Origin of the sequence: Senegalimassilia faecalis (assembly GCF_004135645.1) — a bacterium.
GTDB classification, from domain to species: Bacteria; Actinomycetota; Coriobacteriia; order Coriobacteriales; family Eggerthellaceae; genus Senegalimassilia; species Senegalimassilia faecalis.
In genome coordinates, this window is the sequence record NZ_SDPW01000001.1 from 875,738 (window position 1) to 895,098 (window position 19,361).

15 protein-coding genes are annotated in these 19,361 nt (G+C 63.0%); 7 read left to right on the forward strand and 8 right to left on the reverse strand.

The genetic code is table 11. The features are described 5' to 3' along the window. Window positions 1-347: 347 nt before the first annotated feature. From ET524_RS03695 to rlmD, 7 genes are all read right to left on the reverse strand, one after another. The gene (locus ET524_RS03695) at window positions 348-1,274 is read right to left on the reverse strand and encodes a biotin--[acetyl-CoA-carboxylase] ligase (RefSeq protein WP_129423389.1); all 927 of its coding nucleotides are present in this window, start codon (window positions 1,272-1,274) and stop codon (window positions 348-350) included. An 8-nt stretch (window positions 1,275-1,282) separates the two neighbouring features. Continuing rightward, window positions 1,283-2,608 (reverse strand): dihydropteroate synthase, encoded by a 1,326-nt coding sequence (gene folP, locus ET524_RS03700; RefSeq protein WP_129423390.1) that lies wholly within the window; start codon window positions 2,606-2,608, stop codon window positions 1,283-1,285. Between the two features lie 147 nt (window positions 2,609-2,755). Next, window positions 2,756-4,939, reverse strand: coding sequence for an ATP-dependent zinc metalloprotease FtsH (ftsH, locus tag ET524_RS03705; RefSeq protein WP_129423391.1), 2,184 nt, complete (start codon window positions 4,937-4,939; stop codon window positions 2,756-2,758). Window positions 4,940-4,952: 13 nt separating this feature from the next. Next, window positions 4,953-5,495 carry a hypoxanthine phosphoribosyltransferase gene (gene hpt, locus ET524_RS03710; RefSeq protein WP_129423392.1) on the reverse strand — a complete coding sequence of 181 codons (543 nt, stop codon included), beginning with the start codon at window positions 5,493-5,495 and terminating at the stop codon, window positions 4,953-4,955. 144 nt (window positions 5,496-5,639) lie between these two features. Continuing rightward, window positions 5,640-6,317, reverse strand: a complete 678-nt coding sequence (locus tag ET524_RS03715; RefSeq protein ID WP_129423393.1) for a Maf family protein — start codon at window positions 6,315-6,317, stop codon at window positions 5,640-5,642. Next, a complete protein-coding gene (gene tilS, locus ET524_RS03720; protein ID WP_201738646.1) occupies window positions 6,314-7,573 on the reverse strand; it encodes a tRNA lysidine(34) synthetase TilS in 1,260 nt (419 codons plus the stop codon). Before tilS ends, ET524_RS03715 begins: the two co-directional genes overlap by 4 nt. Window positions 7,574-7,612: 39 nt before the next feature. After that, window positions 7,613-9,049, reverse strand: coding sequence for a 23S rRNA (uracil(1939)-C(5))-methyltransferase RlmD (gene rlmD / locus ET524_RS03725; RefSeq protein ID WP_129423394.1), 1,437 nt, complete (start codon window positions 9,047-9,049; stop codon window positions 7,613-7,615). Between the two features lie 500 nt (window positions 9,050-9,549). Between rlmD and ET524_RS03730 the strand changes: the two genes are divergently transcribed. The 7 genes from ET524_RS03730 to ET524_RS03755 all read left to right on the forward strand — a co-directional run bounded on the left by ET524_RS03730 (window position 9,550) and on the right by ET524_RS03755 (window position 17,543). After that, window positions 9,550-12,315: an ATP-binding protein gene (locus ET524_RS03730; protein WP_161566596.1), complete on the forward strand. Its 2,766-nt coding sequence runs from the start codon at window positions 9,550-9,552 to the stop codon at window positions 12,313-12,315. A 101-nt stretch (window positions 12,316-12,416) separates the two neighbouring features. Continuing rightward, window positions 12,417-12,785 carry a phage holin family protein gene (locus ET524_RS03735; RefSeq protein WP_129423396.1) on the forward strand — a complete coding sequence of 123 codons (369 nt, stop codon included), beginning with the start codon at window positions 12,417-12,419 and terminating at the stop codon, window positions 12,783-12,785. 423 nt (window positions 12,786-13,208) lie between these two features. Continuing rightward, window positions 13,209-14,615, forward strand: coding sequence for a cytochrome ubiquinol oxidase subunit I (locus tag ET524_RS03740; RefSeq protein WP_129423397.1), 1,407 nt, complete (start codon window positions 13,209-13,211; stop codon window positions 14,613-14,615). 2 nt (window positions 14,616-14,617) lie between these two features. After that, entirely contained in the window at window positions 14,618-15,640 is a 1,023-nt protein-coding gene (gene cydB / locus ET524_RS03745) for a cytochrome d ubiquinol oxidase subunit II (RefSeq protein WP_129423398.1), read from the forward strand. Then, the gene (locus tag ET524_RS11520; protein ID WP_161566597.1) at window positions 15,640-15,807 is read left to right on the forward strand and encodes a hypothetical protein; all 168 of its coding nucleotides are present in this window, start codon (window positions 15,640-15,642) and stop codon (window positions 15,805-15,807) included. The genes cydB and ET524_RS11520 overlap by 1 nt, the downstream gene beginning before the upstream one ends. Before the next feature lie 311 nt (window positions 15,808-16,118). Next, window positions 16,119-16,850, forward strand: a complete 732-nt coding sequence (locus tag ET524_RS03750) for a CidA/LrgA family protein (protein WP_201738647.1) — start codon at window positions 16,119-16,121, stop codon at window positions 16,848-16,850. 3 nt (window positions 16,851-16,853) lie between these two features. Beyond that, window positions 16,854-17,543, forward strand: a complete 690-nt coding sequence (locus ET524_RS03755) for an LrgB family protein (protein WP_129423399.1) — start codon at window positions 16,854-16,856, stop codon at window positions 17,541-17,543. 455 nt (window positions 17,544-17,998) lie between these two features. Here ET524_RS03755 and ET524_RS03760 read toward each other — a convergent pair whose 3' ends face one another. Beyond that, window positions 17,999-19,183, reverse strand: a complete 1,185-nt coding sequence (locus tag ET524_RS03760; RefSeq protein WP_129423400.1) for an iron-containing alcohol dehydrogenase — start codon at window positions 19,181-19,183, stop codon at window positions 17,999-18,001. Window positions 19,184-19,361: the final 178 nt, after the last annotated feature.

Genomic DNA, 19,361 nt, shown 5'->3' on the forward strand with positions numbered 1-19,361 from the left:
AATCATTTGAGACTTTGCTGCGTCACAACGGCAAGAATACGGGGTTTCTGTAGCGTCGCAGGGGCTTAGCGGCTCCATAATGGCAAGGATACAGGCTTTCTGTAGCTTCACGCACCATTTAGTGCTACAGGAATCCCGCATTCTTGCCACCACAGCTCTTTCTCGGCCCCGAAGCTACAGAAATCGACTTTTCTTGCCGTGGCAACTGGCTGTTGCCGCAACCCTGCGCCTGCCCGCTTCCGCAGTTGTCGAGATAAATCGGCTGCTCCCGTACGCACGACAGGCGACCTGTCCCCTTGCCAGAAAACTAACAAAGGGACAGGTCGCCTGTCGTGTTTTGGGGAAGGTTACGAGCGGATGTGGGCTTCGCCGGAGTTGGCGAAGATTTCGGAGCCGTCGGCGGCGCGCAGCACCAGACGGCCGTCGGCGGCCGTGCGCACGACGGTGCCGGCGGCAAGCGCGTTGCCGGAAAGGTCTTCCATGCGCACGAAACGCCCGGTCAACGCCGCATGATGGTCGAACTCCGCCTGAAACGGGGCAAACCCCTCTGCGCACCATCGCGGGTAGAGCTGCGCCAGCTGATCGCACAGCGCCTCGGATACCGCGGCGATGCGTTGCTTAACGGGTCCTTCGCAAAAGCCCAGTTCATCGAGATATACGGGGATATTCTTGCCCGCAGGCGCATCGTGCAGCTGCCCATCGGGACGCGCCACGTTGATGCCAACGCCCACGCACAACGCCTTCGCGTGCACCTCGGTAGAGATGCCGCCAAGCTTAAGGAACGGACGGGGGGCTGAAGCCGTGCCGGCGGCCGATGCGGCGGCATCCGCTTCACCAACCTGCGCGGCGGGCGCAATCGATGCCTCGCAAGCATCTTCAGCGGCTACAGCAGTCGCACCCCCACCGACGGCAGCATCGTCTTCGACAACCGCCGACATCGCGAGCACCTCCCAGGCAACTACCAGGTCGTTTGGCCATTTCACCTGCGCGCGGTCGGCCAGCGCGGGGACCAAGCTCGCAACAGCTCGACGCACGGCAAGACCCACAAGCAGGCTCAACGTAGGCAGCTGGGCAAAGGGAACGTCGGGGCGCAACAAGAACGACTGATACAGCCCGCCAATCGGACTTTCCCATGCGCGTCCCTGGCGACCGTAGCCAGCCGTTTGCCGCAGTGCGCGTACGGCAAGCCCTTCCGGTTCGCCAGCTTCAATAGCCTGCTTGATGACATCATTCGTCGAGCTCACGGATTCAAGCGACTGCACACAAAACTGCATGCGTTTCCCTATCGATCGAGCTTTTCGGCCTTGCCGTAGCGTTCGGCTTCGGGCTTGGCGGCGGCGGAGACGCGCACGTCGTTGGCCAGCATATGGTTCGGGCGCAACTCCAGCAGCGGCTTCACCACGAAGTCACGCTCGAGGATGCCGGGGTGCGGCAGCGTGAGCACGTCGTTGTCGATGACGTAGAGCTGGTAATCGAGAATATCCAGGTCGCAGGTGCGCGGCCCGTTCTCAATCTCGCGCACGCGGCCCAAGCTATTCTCGATGGCGTGCAGGTAGCCCAGCAGCTCCTTCGGCGCAATGCCCGTGCGCAGCAGCACGACGGCGTTGATGAACGTGTCCTGGTCCTCGTAGTACGCCGGCTCGCTTTCGTAGAAGCTGGAGATGTCGATGATCTGCGAATCGGGCAGGCTGCACAGCTCGGTGATCGCCTGGTTGAGCATGGCGATTTTGCCTTCGCGCTCTTCACCCGGGTTCGCCACCAGCGGCACGTTGCAGCCCAGGCCCAGGAACGCAAACGGACGCAGGTCGGCCAGCGCCTTCACCGTTTCGGCCACGTTGTGCGTGCGCACCACCGTGGCGCCCAGCTCGCACGCCATAAGCGCCTCGGTAGCGCTGACATGGTCGCGCTCGGTAGGTTCGTCGATGCCGTACGCGTAGCCCAGGAAGCTTTTGCGCGACACGGCAACCATGGTCGGGTATCCTAGGCGGCAGAATTCCTGGAAGTTGCGCACCAGCTCAAGCGTCTGTTGCGCCGTTTTGCCGAAGCCGGGGCCGGGGTCCACGCAGATGCGCTCGGGTGCGATGCCCGCCGCCTCAAGCATGGCCGCCTGGTCGCGCAGGTAATCGCGCACCTCGGCAACCACGTCGGTGTACTGGGGGTTCTCCTGCATGGTGCCCGGTTCGCCCTGCATATGCATGACCACCACGCCGCAGTTGCTGGCGGCGGCAACCTGCACCATGGCGGGGTCGCGGAAGCCCGACACATCGTTGATGATGGCGGCGCCGGCTTCCAGGCACGCGCGCGCAACCTCGGCGTGGCGCGTGTCCACGCTGACGCACACGCCCTGCTCGGCAAGCGCACGCACCACGGGAAGCACGCGGGCGATTTCTTCCTCGATGGTGACCTCGGCCGAACCGGGACGCGTAGACTCGCCGCCCACGTCGATCATGTGCGCGCCCTCGTCAAGCAGCTGCTGCGCCCAAGCCAGCGCCGCATCGGGCGCGTTGTGCGTGCCGCCGTCGCTGAAGCTGTCGGGCGTGACGTTCAAGATGCCCATGATCACCGGCTTGCGCGTATCGAATTCGAACGAGCCGCATTTCCACATCATGTTGAAGCCTTTCCTTTGAAAGCGGTGACGCGCCTTCGGCGCTATCAAATAAGGGCTCAGCTTTCGCTGAGCCCTACGAAGCGCACGCAAGCTTGCTGCGCTACGCAAAAGTGGGACAAAGGGACTGTCCCTTTGTCCCACTTCGTCTTACTGCACCGGGGGAACGGGGGGCTGGCCGCCGTCGAAGGGGGGCTGCGGCGCTCCGGGCGCGGGCTGCTGCGGCACCTGCGCGGCAGACGCAGGCTGCTGGCCGTTCCAGTTCGGGTCGGCAAGCTGCTCATCACGAGCACGCGCGGCGGCCTCTTCGGCCTCCTTGGCGGCAATGATGTCGCCTTCGCGCTGCAGATACTCGTTCCAGGTGTTGTTCAGCAGCGCCTGGCACGCTTCGCCTTCCACGGTTTCGCGCTCAAGCAGCACGCTGGCCATGAGGTCCATCTGCTCGCGATGCGCGCTGAGAATCTCGTAAGCGCGGTCGTGCGCCTCCTTCATGATGCGCGCAACCTCGTCGTCGATGCGACGCGCGGTTTCCTCGGAGTAATCCTGCGTGTTGCCCATGTCGCGGCCCAGGAACACCTCATGGTTCGGCTGGCCGAACACCTGCGTGCCCAGCTCGGCCGACATGCCGTACTGCGTAACCATGGCGCGGGCCATCTTCGTGGCGCGCTCCAGATCGTTGCTGGCGCCGGTGGTCACGTCGTCGCAGAAAATCTCCTCGGCAACGCGGCCGCCCATGAACACGGCCAGCTCGTCGCGCATCTCGCCCACCGTGTTGAGGACCTTGTCCTCCTTCGGGATGGACAGCGTATAGCCCAGCGCGCGGCCGCGGCTGATGATGCTGATCTTATGCACCGGATCGGCCTTCGGCAGCAGGTGGCCCACTAGAGCGTGACCGCTTTCGTGGTACGCGATGGTGTGCTTCGTCTGGTCGTCCATCACGCGGCCCTTGCGCTCCGGACCGGCGATAACGCGCTCCATGGACTCGCTGACTTCCTGCTGCGTGATGATCTTCTTGTTGCGGCGCGCCGTCAGAAGCGCGGCCTCGTTCAGCAGGTTGGCCAGGTCGGCGCCGGAAAAGCCCGGGGTCAGCTTCGCCACATTCGCCAAGTCGACGTCGCTGCCAAGCGGCTTGTTCTTCGCGTGCACGTTCAGGATGCGCTCGCGGCCCTTCACGTCGGGCGCGTCCACCACAATCTGGCGGTCGAAGCGGCCGGGGCGCAGCAGGGCCGGGTCAAGCACGTCGGCGCGGTTCGTGGCGGCAATCAGCACCACGGAATCGTTCGCCTCGAAGCCGTCCATCTCCACCAGCAGCTGGTTGAGCGTTTGCTCGCGTTCGTCGTGACCGCCGCCCAGGCCGGTGCCACGCTGGCGACCGACGGCGTCGATCTCGTCGATGAAGATGATGGACGGGCTGGCTTCCTTCGCCTGCTTGAACAGGTCGCGCACGCGCGATGCGCCCACGCCCACGAACATCTCAACGAAGTCGGAGCCGGAAATGCTGAAGAACGGCACGCCCGCCTCGCCGGCCACGGCGCGCGCCAGCAGCGTTTTGCCGGTGCCCGGAGGGCCCACCAGAAGGCAGCCGCGCGGGATCTTCGCGCCCATGGACTGGTACTTCGCTGGGTTGGCCAGGAAGTCCTTGATCTCCTGCATTTCCTCGACGGCCTCGTCGACGCCGGCAACGTCGGAGAAGTGCACGTCAGGGCGCTCCTCGATGTTCTGCTTCGCCTTGGCCTTTCCGAAGTTCATCTGCGAGTTGTTCGCCTTCGACATTTGGTTGAACAGGAAGAACAGCATGGCGCCGATGAGGATGATGGGCAGAAGCGACGTGAGGATGTCACCCCACGGGCTGGGCGTTTGCACCTCGTACTTGATTTCGGGGTGCTGAGCCATCAGATCGGACAGCGAGCTGCCGGCCCACGTGCACGTGAACTTGTGCGGCGTGCCCAGCGTTTGCTGGTCCACGTCGGTGGTGCCCAGGCCGGTCAGCGCCTTGCCCGTGGTCGGGTCCTTCAGCGTGGCCATGCCGGCGTTCATGGCGTCGATGGCGCTGTTGAACGCGTCGGCGGCAGAGCTACCTGCGGTGATGGCCGGGTAATACGTGCCGTTGATGGTGTAATCGCCGGCGCTGTACGTGACCTCGGTCACGCGATTCTGGTCAACAGCCTGCATGAACTCGGACGCCACCAGCTTGTCGGTGGTGCCCTGCGACGCTTGCGACATGCTCATGAACTGCTGGCCGACGAAGAACGCGACAAGCAGGAAAAGGACAACCGAAATGATGGTTGTCCGAGGATTGGGCTGCTGAATTTGCGGTTTGTTGTTTTGCGGCATAGGCCTTACTTTCTTATTTGTAGAGCTCGGGCTTCAGAACGCCGATGTACGGCAGGTTGCGGTAGCGCTCCGCGTAGTCCAGGCCGTAGCCGACGATGAACTCGTCGGGGCACTCGAAGCCGACGTACGCGCAATCGATTTTCGCCTGCGCGCGGGTTTTCTTACGCAGCAGCGTGGCAACCTCGATGGACTTCGGGTTGCGGGCGCGCAGCGTTTTCAGCAGGTACGTAAGCGTCAGACCCGAGTCCAAAACGTCTTCGGCGATGACGACGTTTCGACCTTCGATCTGCGACGACAGGTCCTTCAGGATGCGGACGACGCCCGAGCTTTTCACGCCGTTGCCGTAGGAGGAAATGGCCATGTAGTCCATTTCGCACGGCAGCTGAATCTGGCGCGCCAGGTCGGCCATGAAGATGGCCGCACCGCGCAGCACGGAAATCAGGATGATGCCGTCGGGGTCGTCTTTGTAGTCCTCGGTGATGCCGGCGCCGATTTCGGCGACGCGCTGCTTGATTTCATCCTCGGTGAACAGGATGCGATCGATGTCTTCGTGCACGATGATTACCTCTTCGATGCATTTGCCTTGGGCGCGAATCCGCGCATTTATGAACGAGGGTAAGTTTACCATTCGGCACACACCCCCAGATGACAATACCGTAACGTCACAAAATCGCTGCCGCCCGCGCCGGCGGGCCCGGCGCTACTTCAAGTCGGGGAATTCGTTGAGCAGGCGCGTGACGGGTAGGCCGATGACGGTGTCCAAGTCGCCTTCCACGTGCTTGATAAGCCGCGCGCCCTCGCCTTGCGCCGCATAGGCGCCCGCCTTGTCGAACGATTCGCCCAGCTTCAGGTATTCGGCCAGCTCATCGTCGGTTTGCGGATGGAACGTGACGGCGGCGCGGTCCACGAATGTGCGGAAGCCCAGCGACACGTCCTCGGCGTTCGGCGCGGAAACCAGCCACACCGACACGGCCGTGAGCACCTCGTGCGTGTTGCCCTGCAGGCGGCGCAGCATGCGCTTGGCATCCGACAGGCTGGTGGGCTTGCCGAAGATTTCGCCGTCGCACACCACCATGGTGTCGGCGCCGATGATGGCCGCCATGCCCACATAGCCCTCGCCGAGCACTTCCTGCACCACGGCGCCGGCCTTGCGCTCCGCCAGTTTCTTCACGGCCTCGGGCGGATTGGCCTCAAGGTCGGGCTCAAGCGATTCGTCGACCTCGGACACGCGGACAGTGAACTCAACGCCTTCGCGCTCGAGCAGCTGCTTGCGGCGCGGGCTGCCCGACGCCAAGATGACGTCCACATGCTCGGGCGCGGGCTGCGCGTTTTGTTCCGCCTGGTCAGCCGCGGTTTGCGGCGTTTGTTGTTCCGTCATTTCTTCCTCCTTGCTCGGAACACGGCCATGGGCTCAAGGCGCACGCCGTGCTTGTTTGCGCTGATTGCCAGGTTACCCTGGATGTTCGCGACGTAGCCGCCGCGGGGTTTTGCTTCCCGCGTGCCGGGGCGATCCCACGCCGCCAGCACCGCGTCGACCGAGGCCGTCTCCACGCGCGCGTCGGGGCTGAGCATGGCCTGCAGCACCTGCACGACGGCGCGACGTTGCAGCGGCGCTGGTTGGCTGCCGAACGCGGGGGCAAGCACGCCGCCTTCCTCGTAGGCTGGCGGGCGCTCCGGCAGCGCTTCGGTCCACGTCATATGGCATTTCACCAGGTCAAATGCCATGTTCTCCAGCATGTCGTCCTCGTCGGCGATAAGGTTCATGGTGCGGCCAAGCACGTCGAGCAGCTGCGGACTGCGCTGCTTGATGCGCGGAATCACCTCGTGGCGCACGTAGGCGCGGAAGCGGTCAGTGTGTGCGTTCGTGGCGTCCTCGCGCCACAGGTTGCCTTCGGCATCGCAGGCGCACGGCAGGCCGTCGCATTCGCGTTTGCACAGGTAGGCGCGCAGATCTTCACGGCCAACGTCAAGCAGCGGGCGCGTGACGGGGCCGTTGGCGTACTTCATGGCGCGGAAACCGCCCGGACCCGTGCCCACCATGGAGCGCATGTAGAAGTTCTCCACGCGGTCGTCGGCCGTGTGCGCCGTGAAGATGCGGCCCGCCGACAAGGGCGCCGCCGCGTGGCGGCACAGGCTGGCAAGCGCCTCATTAGCTGCCAGGTAACGCTCGCGGCGCGCGACGGCCTCGACGTTACCGCCTTCGCGCTGCGCTTCGCCCGCGATGTCGATTTTGCAGCTGAACAGGGGAATTGCCAGCAGCTCGGCCAGCTGAGTCACGAACGCCTCGTCCTGATCGGCCGCGCCCGGGCGCAGGCAGTGGTTCACGTGCAGCATGGCCACGGGCCCGATAACGCCTTCGTCGGCCAGCTGGCGCGCGATGTACGCCAGCGCCGTTGAGTCCGAGCCTCCCGACACCATCAGCAGCACCGGCGAATCTGCGTTCGCCAAGCCGCGCCGCGCGATGGTCTCCCGCGCCGCGGCCATCACGTCCTTGGCATGCTGACCCGATCCGCTTCCGCGCGAATCGGAGTACGCCATTGCGCCTTCGCTACCGGCTTCCCCGCCCTGCGTCGCAACCTCCTCACGCAAGCCGAACGGGCGAGTCGATTTCGCCGAGTTTTCTTCTTCCGTCATGTTCCCTACCTATTTATATACGTGTTGCCGAAGACGGCGTTACGCGCGCTCGATGAGCGCGATGGTTTCGATGTGGTCGGTGTGCGGGAACATGTCCACGGGCTGCACCACGCGCACCTCGAAGCCGAACTGGCGAAGAAACGCCAGGTCGCGGACTTGCGTTTCCGGGTTGCACGAGATGTAGACGATGCGCGACGGCGCCAGCTGCACCGCGGCGCGCAGGAATTCCTCGCTTGAACCGGCGCGCGGCGGGTCCATCAGCAGCACAAGCGGGCGGCTGTTTTCATCGACGCCCGCGCGACCTGCCGCCGCTGCTTCCGCGGCCATGTCGCGCATGAACGCGCCGGCGTCGCCCACCACGAACTGCGCGTTGTCCACACCGTTGTGGCGCGCGTTCTGCCGCGCATCGCGGATGGACGACTCCACGCAGTCCACGCCCGTGACCTGGGCCGCGCCCATCGACGCCGCCACCAGCCCGATGGTGCCCGTGCCGCAGTACGCGTCGATAGCGTGCTCGGCGCCCGTGAAGTTCGCCAGTTTGATGGCTTGGCGGTACAGCACCTCGGTCTGCACGCTGTTGACCTGGTAAAACGACTGCGACGAAATGCGGAAACTCAGACCGCACAGCTCGTCCAGAATGAAGCCGGGGCCGTAAAGCACCTGCTCGCGCTGGCCAAGCACCACGTTCGTTTGGCGCTCGTTGATGTTCTGCACCACCGTGGTGATGAACGGGCAGCGGCGCACCAGTTCGCGGCAGAAGCCTTTCGCGCCGGGGAATTCGCGGGCGTTCGTGACCAGCGTGACCAGCACCTCACCCGACGTGTGGCCGACGCGCACCACCGCATGGCGCATGAAGCCGGTGCCGCGGTCCTCATCGTAGGGCTCGATGCCGAACTTCAGCATGATGCTGCGCACCGCGCGAATAACCTGCTTGGCCTGGGCGTTCTCGATGAGACACTCCGAAGTGTCAATGATGCGGTGCGTGCCGGCCGCGTACATGCCGCACAGGATGTCGCGCTGCGGGGCCGACGGGCGGCTGGGGCGCTTGCCGCCGCGCTGGCCGCGCTGCTGCTTCGGCGCCTTTTGCGGGCGACCGGGCGCGAACGGCGACATCACTTTGTTGCGATAGCAGTACGGGTTGTCCATGCCCAGAATGGGGCGCAGCGCTTCCGGGCCTGCCACCTGGGAAAACAGCTTCGCCACGCGCTGATTTTTCGCGGCAAGCTGGCGCTGATAGGGCTCGTTGACGTGCTGGCACGCGCCGCACTGCCGCGCCACCGAGCACGCCGGCAAGCCACCGCCAGCTTGGAGCTGTGACTGCGGCCGTTCACCTCGATTGGCTCGCAGCGCGTTTGCGCCCCGCTGCCGCTGAGCGCGTGCCGAATTGCCGCCATTTGCGGCGCGACCTCCGCGCACGTTTCCGACAGCGCATTTGTTGTCATTGCCGCGCGTGCGCTTGCCGCCGTTTTCCTTCATGAACACCCCTCGTAAACTTGCATAAACCGTAACTAATTAGTATACGCACGCACGATGCGCCCAAACCCGCCTAAAACCAACCTCAAGCCAGATTCCACGAGCGCCATCGGCGCAGAAAATCGCTCATGTATGTGATTTAATCGCACCTCGCGCTCTATCGCCCCATTACACCGCATCGTTTTCCCAGGTCACACGCTAGCAGCAAGAGTCCTTACTCGACGATTCCGCAGCAAATCACATACATGAGCGCTCTTTTGCTTCCACGAGCGTATCGTGCCGCGAATTCGCGCGTTTCGTGTAACGACCTGGCAACGGGTTCGGCACGATTTGGCGCAGGTTGCCCGCCGCCGCGCGCAGGCCGCACACGCGCGCGTATTATGGCGCGTAAGGCGGATGCTTGCAGCACGCGCCTCGCCCGAACGCGCGACCGGGCGCCCGCGCTCCGCCAAACCCGCACTCCCCCGCGCGGCACACCCGCGCTTCTAGCGAAACGAGGTCTCATGAAACGTCGATCCCTCGCTGCCGCAATCGGCATCGTTGTTGTAACGCTTATCTGCGTGTGCTCGCTCTACGCACACTTCATCCAAGAAAAGGTCTACGAAGAAAGCGCCGACCACCTGAAAGAAATATACACCCAGGTCAACAACACGTTTTCCATGCTGGTATCCGACAACTGGAATCACCTGACCACCTGGAACATGTTCTTCGAAGACACGGCGAAGCACTCGCCCGACGGCGCCGTCGATGGCGAAGCGGCCGACGAAACCCGCGCGTTTATCAGCAGCGAGCAGGACAAGTGGGGCTTCACCAACTTCTACTTCCTTAACGGCAGCGGGGAGTACGTCACGCCCAGCGGCGAGCGCGGCACGCTAAGCCTCGGCCAGCAGCTTGACCAGCTGAACGCCGGTAACAGCATCGTGGCCGACACCGTTCCCACCAGCGGAAACGGCCTTACCGTGTTCGCCACGCCCGTTGCGCCGGCGTCGTTTGACGGATTCGCCTACACGGCCACAGCCATCAGCTACAACAACCACGACATGGAGGCAACGCTTGACGTGAATGCGTTCGACGGGCAGTCCAGCTGCTTCGTCATCACGCCGGCGGGCAACCTGCTGTTCTCTGCAACCGACCAGTATTCGCAGTCGGCAAACCTGCTTGACTGGTTCGACAAGATCGCCTCGTTCGACGGCGACACAAGCCTAGCCTCGGTACGCGACAACATCCTTGCAGGACAAAGCGGAATCACGCAGTTCTCCACCGTCACGGACCACTACTATCTCACCTACATGCCCGTGGGGTTCGAGGACTGGATCATGGTGGGCGTGGTGCCCAGCGGTGTGGTGAACGCCAGCATATCGGAAGTGCAGCTGACCACCATCATCACCGTGTCGGTGGTGCTGTTCGTAGTGGGCGCACTGGTGGTCATAATGCTGTGGCAGCACGGCCGGCGCGCGCTTGACCAGCAGGTCGGCGAGGTGAAATATCGCGAGCAGCTGTTCAGCGCGCTATCAGGCAGCACGGACAACATCTTCATCATGTTCAGCCCCAACGGCGCAAGCGTGGACTACGTTAGCCCGAACACCGACCGTATTCTGGGCATTTCCGCCGCCGACATCTTCGCCAACGTGCGCAGCATCGACCGCTCGCTGGAGCCGGGGTCGGAAAGTCTGCTTGCGCGCGGCGTCGGCGACCTGGCCAGCAACGACCACTACGAGGGCAACAGCACGCGCCGCCATCAGCAAACCGGCGAAATGCGGTGGTACCACGAGACGCTGTTCCGCGCCACAGTGGGCGAAACGGAGAAGCTGGTGTACGTGCTGTTCGATCGCACGAAAGAGACGGAAAGCCGCGAACGGCTGCAGCAGGCGCTGGTGATCGCGAAGCAGTCGAACCAGGCGAAAAGCACGTTTTTGGCGAAGATGTCGCACGACATCCGCACGCCCATCAACGCCATCATGGGCATGACGCAAATTGCGCGCGATAACGCCGGGAACTGGGAAAAGACCGACGAGTGCCTGGCAACCATCCAGGCGTCGTCGCAACATCTGCTCAGCCTTATCAACGACGTGCTGGACATGTCAAAAATCGAGAGCGGCGCCATCGAGCTGCAAGAAGAATGCTGCAACCTTGACGACCTGCTGCGCGACGTCGACGCCATCATGCGCCCGCAAACCACGGCAAAAGAGCAGCTGCTCACGCTTGACGCCGTGAACGTGCGCCACCGCCGATTCGCCGCTGACCAGCTGCGCGTGCGGCAAATCCTGCTGAACCTGCTGTCGAACGCGGTGAAGTACACACCCGATGGCGGCATGATCGCGCTGCACGTGGAAGAGCTTGCGCAGACAAGCCCGAACTTCGCGCGGCTGAGCTTCATCGTGCGCGACAACGGCATGGGCATGTCGCCGGAATTCGTGGAGCACGTGTTCACGCCGTTCGAACGCGCCGACGGTCAGAAGATGCAAGGCATCCAGGGCACCGGACTGGGCATGACCATCACGAAAGCGCTGGTGGACGCCATGGGTGGCACCATCGATGTGGCCAGCGCCGAGGACAGAGGTACAACTTTCACGGTACAACTGAAGTTCAAGCTTGGGGTACCCGACGGTGAAGCGTGTGCGCCGGCAGCGGGCGACGAGGAGGATACGCACGCGAATGCGCTGGTCAACGGCTTGAATGACGGCGTCGAAAGCGATAGCGGCAGCAAGCCCTGCCAGCGCGATGGCGTGTCGCAGGAAGCCGGCGAAGGCGGCAAACGTAACAAGAATGAAGCCGTTGCGGATGAGCCGGGAAACGCAGGCGGCGCGCGCGACGACGCGGACGCCACCAACAACAAGCCCGAGGGCAAGGGCAAGCGGCTTTCGTTTGCGGAGGTGTTCGAGGGCCGTCGCTACCTGGTGGCGGAGGACAACCAGATCAACCGCATCATTCTCACCGAGCTTTTGACCGAACATGGCGCGCAGCTTGACGAGGCCGAAAACGGGCAGGAAGCCGTCGAGGCGTTCGCCAACAGCGAGCCGGACCGCTACGATGCCGTGTTGATGGACGCCATGATGCCCGTGATGGACGGCTACGATGCCACACGCGCCATCCGCGCGCTGCCGCGCCCCGATGCGCAAACCACGCCCATCATCGCGCTGACGGCCAACGCCTACGCCGACGATGTGAAAAAGGCGCTCGACGCCGGCATGAACGCGCACGTAGGCAAGCCCTTCAAGGTCGGCGACCTAGCAAACGCCCTGGTGAAGCTGCAGAAAGAACGCGAATAGCGGCAAACCTTACAGCCATCTTGCCTCTCAACGCGAATTTCACGTCGAGTGATACACTTGCGAACAACACCCACGCGCCGCCAAAGCCGAAAGGATTCGTCATGAACTTCATCGTACGTTGGCTTGTTACCGCCATTGCCGTTGCCGCGGCTGTGTGGCTGGTACCGGGCATCGCCGTGATCGGCGCCACCGAAAGCTGGGTGGCCATCGCCATAATCAGTCTGGCGCTTGCCCTTATCGACATGAGCGTCAAGCCCTTGTTGCAGCTGCTCAGCCTGCCCATCACGTGCCTGACGTTCGGCATCTTTTACCTGGTGGTGAACACCATCATGCTGTACCTGGCCGCATGGCTGAGCAACGAGATGTTCCACATTGGGTTCGTCATCGCCAGCTTTGGCAGCGCGTTTGTTGCCGCCATCGTCATCAGCATCGTGTCCGCCATCATGAACGGCATCGTCGGAGACAACTAACCCGCCGCAGCAAGCGCAAGCAAATCCAACAGCGCAGGCACGGGCGGCCTCATCCGCCCATTAATGCCCCGCCCCATCGCCAACCGCGAAGAGACGGGGCACATTTTTGAACTTTCCGAACCTGAAACCATTCGCTCGCAACTTTTGGACAGCATTTCGAACTTTCCGAGCCTATTTCGCTTCGATTTGCACGCGATTGGCAAGATTTCGAACTTTCCGAATCCGTTCGGGCGTAATTAGATTCGGAAAGTTCGAAATCTTGTCCAAAACGAGTCTCGAGGTGATGGGCGAAGCGAAGCGTGTGCTCGAGCGCCCCCTTAACAAATTAATGAAACAAATATCTAATGAGTATTCCCTTTTGCGTCCTCGCGCTGTAATATGTTGCTAGATTAGTAGCATTTCAAAACAGAGAGGGGATTTGAAATGGACGTGTTCTCGGACGTTGTGCTGCTCTCGCGCATTCAATTCGCGCTGACCGTGGCATACCACTTCTTATTCGTACCGCTGTCGATCGGGTTAGGCCTGATCATGGCCATATTCGCCACGAAATACCACCGCAGCCGCAGCGAGCAGGACGGCAACGCCATGCGCTTCTGGGTGCGCATCTTCACCACCACGTTCGCCATTGGCGTGGCCACCGGCATCACCATGGAGTTCTCATTCGGCACGAACTGGGCCGACTACTCGCGCTTCGTCGGCGACATCTTCGGCGCGCCGCTTGCCGCCGAAGCCCTGTTCGCATTCTTCCTGGAATCGGTGTTCCTGGGCATCCTGCTGTTCGGGCGCAACAAAGTTTCCAGCCTGTTCTACACCGTGTCCGCGTGGCTGGTGTGGGCCGGCTCGTGCCTGAGCGCGCTGTGGATCATCATCGCGAACTCGTGGATGCAAACGCCCGCCGGGGCCGAACTGGCCGCGGACGGTTCGAAGGCCATCATCACCGATTTTCTGGCCGCGGCGTTCAACCCGTCCACGCTGCCCCGCTATACGCACGTAGTGGTTGCGCTGCTGATCATGGGCGCGTTCGCCTCGATGTGCGTGGGCGCGTGGTACCTCCTGAAGGGCAAGCACACCGATTTCGCCATGAAAACCGTGAAGATCGGCGCCGCGGTGGGCATGGTAGCCTCGTGCGCCATGATTGTGACCGCGCATTCCTCGGCCGTTGAGGTGTCGCAGGAACAGCCCACGAAGCTGGCCATGATGGAGGGCATGTACGGCGACGAGGTGCCGCCGCTGTACGCATTCGGCTGGGTTGACGAGGAAAACCAGCAGGTCATCACCCCGTTCGCCATTCCGGGCGGCACCAGCTTCCTGGCAACGGGCACGTGGGACACCGAATACCAGGGCCTGAACTCCCTGGCGCAAACCGATAAGTACGCCGATGTCGACGTGGCCAACATGCCCGTGAACCTGGTGTTCCAGTCGTACCACCTGATGGTGGCCATGTACGGGCTCATCATGCTCACCGTTATCCTTGCGCTGGTGTTCACGTTGCGCGGCGGACGCATCCGCACCATGCGCTGGCTGCAGAAACTGCTGGTAGTGGCACCGCTGTTCCCGCTCATTGCCATTCAAGTGGGCTGGATCACCGCCGAAGTTGGCCGTCAGCCGTGGGTGGTGTATCCGTCGACGTCCGGCCCCGACGGCGTGGCTCTGCTGACGCAAAACGCCATTTCGCAGTCGGTTTCGGCACCCGAGCTGCTGACCACGTTGGCCCTGTTCATTGCCGTGTACGTGTTCCTGTTCGTCGGCTGGGCGCGCGTGATCTCGCACTTCATCAAGCGCGGTCCTGTGGCCGATTCCGAAACCAACGCCGCCAAGGAAGGTGAGTAACAATGAGCGCACTGGCCGTACTGTGGTTCTTCCTGATCTTCGTACTGATTGCCGGATACTTCGTGCTTGACGGGTTTGACCTGGGCATTGGCGTGCTGTATCGCGCGCTGGCGAAAACCGAGGGCGAGCGGGCGCTGGTGCGCCGCAGCATCGGCCCTGTGTGGGACGGCAACGAGGTGTGGCTGCTCACCGCCGGCGGCGCGCTGTTCGCCGCGTTCCCCGCTGCGTACGCCACCACGTTCTCGGGGTTCTACCTGGCTGTGATGCTGGTGCTGTTCGGCCTGATCGTACGCGCGGTTTCGCTTGAGTTCCGCGCGCACGACAAGCAGTGGGGCCGCGTGTGGGACGCATGCTTCACCGTGGGATCGTTTTTGCCGGCGCTGCTTCTGGGCGTGGCGCTGGGCAACGTGATCGCCGGCATCCCCATGGCGGAAAACGGCGACTACGCCGGCGTGCCGCTGCTGGGATTGCTTTCGCCGTTTACGCTGGTCACAGGCTTGCTTGGCCTAGCAATGTGCCTGAGCGCGGGCGCGGCGTGGGCGGCGCTGAAAACGCAGCGCGAAAGCGCCGTGCATGCGCGCGCCGAGAAACTGCGCGTGCCGCTGCAGATTGCGACCCTAGTGCTGTTCGCCGTTGCCAGCGTGCTTGCGTTCACAACGGTTTCGCCCGCGTTCGCGCCCGGCATGTTCGCGGCGGGCGTGGTGTTCGCCGTTGCGTTCGTGGCCTGCATTGCCGCATCGCTGATGGCTAGCCGCAAAGGCGCCGACCTGCCCGCGTTCATCCTGCAATCGGCAGCGGCCGTGTGCCTGGTGGGACTTGCCGCGGTCTCGCTGTTCCCCAACCTGGTGGTTGCCGCGCCCGGCAGCGTGGGCGCAACCATCACGTTGGCAAGCGCGGCCTCGTCCGACACGGCGCTGGCCTGGATGACGGGCATCGCGTGCGTGGGCGTGCCGCTGGTGCTTGCGTACCACGTCATCGCGTACCGCGTGTTCCGCGGACGTCTGAGCGAGAAGGACGTGGCATAATGGGCGCGCGGCTGTACGCGAAATGGCTTGCCGCGCTGTGCGCAGGCATGGCCCTGTTCGGCGCTGGCGTCATGGTGGTTGGGTACAAGGCGCCCACCGTGGGGCTGATTGCCACCGTCGCCCTATTGATTGCGGCGGCCGCAGTCCTCGCGATCAAGGCGCGCTAACGTAGCGAAAGAGGCCTCGCCCCGCAGCGAGGCCTCTTTCATTTGCGGGCCATTCACCATCTCCGCTCCGCGTCACTCCGCGCCCCATTCCCCCGCCGTTCACCCTTCCTTAATTGCTACTGCGGGCCTCTCATCTGGCCTTATACAATAAGTAACGTTTCCGGAACGTTTGTGGCTTTTCATCGCAGACGTTGTGCCGGTCGCGTGGATTCCCCAGCAATTTGCTCCTGATTCGTCGCACCGGGCTAGTATGAATGCCCGAACAAAACGTTATCTGTCCGCACCTTAAGCAAGGGGATGTTCCACGCATCATGAAACCGAATAGCGACACCGCAAGCGGTGTCAAGAATTGTGCGCGCAAAATGTGGGCGCACACGAAGATTTTCGTCGCTTCCATCAAGTCCGACCTCAAGGAGACGCGCGACGAGATGTTCGTCGGCGCCGACACGCCCAAGGAGCGCATGCAACGATCCATTAAGCACGGCCTGCTGCTGCTTGCACAGTTATGCCTGATCATGGGCGTATACGCCGCCGGTTGCGCCATCGCGTCCGTGCTGCCCATCGCACTGCCCGGCAACATTTTGGGCATGGTGCTGCTGCTGGTTCTGCTGGGAACGCACATCCTGAAAACGAAGTACATCAGCGACGCATGCGACTACCTTATCGACAACATGTCCGTATTCTTCATTCCCGCCGGCGTGGCTATCATGGGCTGCTTCTCCATGCTGGAGAATTCTGCGGCGAAGTTCGCGTTCGTATGCATCGCCACCACCGTCATCGTGTTTTTGGCCACGTCCTACACCGTGCTGCTCGTGTCGTGGATCATGGCGAAGCTGGGCAAGGATACCGCGCTTGCGCCTGCCGTGGGGCCGAAGGGCTCGGACGACAGCGCCGCTGACGGCGACGCGACCGCCGACGCCAGCCGCAAACACGCCGAAGTGCAGCCGAAACACCACGCGCACCCACACGCCCACACCCACACTCACCCGCACACGCCCGCATCGGGCAGCATCATCGCGCCCGTGCCCAGCAAGGAGGCGTAACCCATGCTCAGCCTTATCGCGACCCTTGCGGTCGGCACCGTCATCTCGTTCATCGTGTTCAAGCTTGCCGTGGCGCTGTATAAGAAGGTGTGCTCGCCCCTGCTCAACCCGCTGCTGGTCACCGTGGCGTTCATCATCGCGTTTCTGTGCATCTTCCACATCCCGCTGGATTCCTACGAGTCCAGCGTGCAGCTGATTTCGTTTTTGCTGGGGCCGGCCACCGTGGCGCTCGCCTATTCGGTATATCGCCAGCGTCAGATTCTCAAGCAGCATTTCGTGCCGATTTTCTGCGGCTGCTTGGTCGGCTCCATTGTGTCGATGGTCAGCGCCTACACACTGTGCGAGCTTCTGGGCCTTGGCGACGAGATGGCGGTGTCGTTCATCCCGAAGTCCGTCACCACGCCCATTGCCATCGCGGTGTCTCAGGAACTTGGCGGCATCACGTCCATCACCGTGGCGGCCGTTATCATCACCGGCATTCTGGGCGCTATTTTCGCGCCGCTGATGTCGAAGATTTTCCGCGTGAACAACCGCATTGCGAAAGGCGTGGCCATCGGCACGTGCTCGCACGCGGTAGGCACCACGAAAGCGCTTGAGATGGGCGAGCTGGAAGGCGCCATGTCCGGCGTCAGCATCGCCGTATCGGGCCTGCTCACCACCGCAATCGTCGTAATCGCCGGCTGCTTCGTGTAGCAGGGCGTTCGCCGCAGCCGGGCTCCTGGTTCGCCGCGCCGAATCCCACCCCCATCGTGGGCCCGGGCGGAAGCTCAGGCCCAAATAGACAGCGCGAAGCGCGTCACCCTCTTCCCATCGCACCCACGACCAGGGAATATGGTGGCGCGCTTCGCGCTTTTTTTATAAGGATCGGGCTTTCGCTCGACCCTACGGGTTCAACCCCACAAGACCATCCGCCTGGCAAATGACCCGTCCCCTTGTGATGAGAATGGGAAAAGGGACAGTCCCTTTGTCCCAAAAAAACATCCCAGGTGGCACCAAAGTCAGCGAGAGCCGCTGTGGTGCCCGGAATTCGCGGGAACGCGAGGGCGCCGCGTACTTCGGTACGCAAGCCCTCGGGTTCGCGCGAAGGCCGGGTGCCACAGCGGCCCACAGCGTCGAGTAAATCCGCCGGCCGTCAGGCCGGCGGAACCTTACAAAGCCAGGCGATAAATCTCGGCGGCGTCTTCCATGGTTAGTTTCTTGAAGCTGCCGAACGGTTCGCCCTTGTTCTCGCGCAGCGTGGGAATCATCTCGTCGATGGCATCTTCGATGTTGTCCTCGTCAAGCCCCAGCTCGGAAAGGCTGGTGGGCATACCCAGGCTGGCGAAGAACATGCGCGTCTCGTCGATGGCCGACAGCGCGTCGGATTCCACGTCGCCCGTCGACGCCAGGCCGAACACCTCGCGACCGTACTGCGCAAAGCGCGCCGGGTTCGCGTCGTACACGTACTCCATCCACGCCGGGAACAAACACGCCAAGCCCGCACCGTGCGTGACGGTGGTGTCGTAGGCGGACAGCTCGTGCTCAAGGCCGTGGGTCGCCCAGTCCTCGTGGCGCCCCATGCCCAAAAGTCCCTGGTGGCACAGCATGCCGGCCCACATGATGTTCGCGCGCGCATCGTAGCTGTCCGGCTCAGCCAGCACGCGCGGCGCCTCGGCGCGGATAGTGCGCATAACGGACAGGTTCATGCCGTCGGTGATGGGCACCGGCCCCACATCGTCGAAGAAGCGCTCCAGCAGGTGGCAGTACATGTCGGTGATGCCGGCAGCCGTTTGGAACGGCGGCAGCGTGAACGTCAGCTCCGGGTTCATGAACGCCAGCTTCGGGCGCTGATAGTTGCTGGCGTAGCCCGTCTTCATGCCCAACTCGTCGTTGCTGATTACGGTGTTCTTCGACGCCTCGCTACCGGCAGCGGGGATGGTCAGCACCACAGCGATGGGCAGCACGTTTTCGTTCTGCCACTTCTTCGTGATGAGCTCCCACACGTCCTCTTCGATGCAAGCGCCGTTCGCGATGGCCTTCGCCGAATCCACCACCGAGCCGCCGCCGACGGCCAGCACCCAGTCGACGCCGTTTTCCTTGCACAGCGCCACGCCCTCGCGCACCAAGCCGATCTCGGGGTTCGGGCGCACGCCGCCCAGCTGCACGTATTCGATGCCGGCCTGCTCAAGCGACGCGCAGACGCGGTCGATCAGCCCCGACTTGATGGCGCTTTGCCCGCCGTAGTGCAGCAGCACCTTGTGCGCGCCGCGCTCGGCCAGCATGCCGCCGACCTTGCTTTCCGCGTTGCGCCCGAACACGAAATGCGTCGGAGAAACGAATTCGAAGTCTTCCATGGAAACCGCCTTCCTCGGTTGCGGGCGCGCACGCCTCGCTATTCCACTTGTCGGCTTTCGCCATTGCTTTCGGCAGCAGTTTCAGCGCATGCGGCGCGTGCGGCGCAGGCCCCTCCCACGCCCGGCGCGAAACCGCAAACCCACTTTCACCTGCAAAAACGTAGCGAAAACACGCCTG

Excerpts from the sequence above, each read along its gene's own strand:
- ET524_RS11520 (WP_161566597.1), top strand. The coding sequence starts at position 15,640 with ATGGGCGCGCGGCTGTACGCGAAATGGCTTGCCGCGCTGTGCGCAGGC.
- ET524_RS03730 (WP_161566596.1), top strand. The coding sequence starts at position 9,550 with ATGAAACGTCGATCCCTCGCTGCCGCAATCGGCATCGTTGTTGTAACG.
- folP (WP_129423390.1), bottom strand. The coding sequence starts at position 2,608 with ATGATGTGGAAATGCGGCTCGTTCGAATTCGATACGCGCAAGCCGGTG.
- ET524_RS03695 (WP_129423389.1), bottom strand. The coding sequence starts at position 1,274 with ATGCAGTTTTGTGTGCAGTCGCTTGAATCCGTGAGCTCGACGAATGAT.
- ET524_RS03735 (WP_129423396.1), top strand. The coding sequence starts at position 12,417 with ATGAACTTCATCGTACGTTGGCTTGTTACCGCCATTGCCGTTGCCGCG.
- tilS (WP_201738646.1), bottom strand. The coding sequence starts at position 7,573 with ATGACGGAAGAAGAAAACTCGGCGAAATCGACTCGCCCGTTCGGCTTG.
- ET524_RS03750 (WP_201738647.1), top strand. The coding sequence starts at position 16,119 with ATGAAACCGAATAGCGACACCGCAAGCGGTGTCAAGAATTGTGCGCGC.
- ET524_RS03740 (WP_129423397.1), top strand. The coding sequence starts at position 13,209 with ATGGACGTGTTCTCGGACGTTGTGCTGCTCTCGCGCATTCAATTCGCG.
- ftsH (WP_129423391.1), bottom strand. The coding sequence starts at position 4,939 with ATGCCGCAAAACAACAAACCGCAAATTCAGCAGCCCAATCCTCGGACA.
- ET524_RS03715 (WP_129423393.1), bottom strand. The coding sequence starts at position 6,317 with ATGACGGAACAACAAACGCCGCAAACCGCGGCTGACCAGGCGGAACAA.
- rlmD (WP_129423394.1), bottom strand. The coding sequence starts at position 9,049 with ATGAAGGAAAACGGCGGCAAGCGCACGCGCGGCAATGACAACAAATGC.
- ET524_RS03760 (WP_129423400.1), bottom strand. The coding sequence starts at position 19,183 with ATGGAAGACTTCGAATTCGTTTCTCCGACGCATTTCGTGTTCGGGCGC.
- cydB (WP_129423398.1), top strand. The coding sequence starts at position 14,618 with ATGAGCGCACTGGCCGTACTGTGGTTCTTCCTGATCTTCGTACTGATT.
- ET524_RS03755 (WP_129423399.1), top strand. The coding sequence starts at position 16,854 with ATGCTCAGCCTTATCGCGACCCTTGCGGTCGGCACCGTCATCTCGTTC.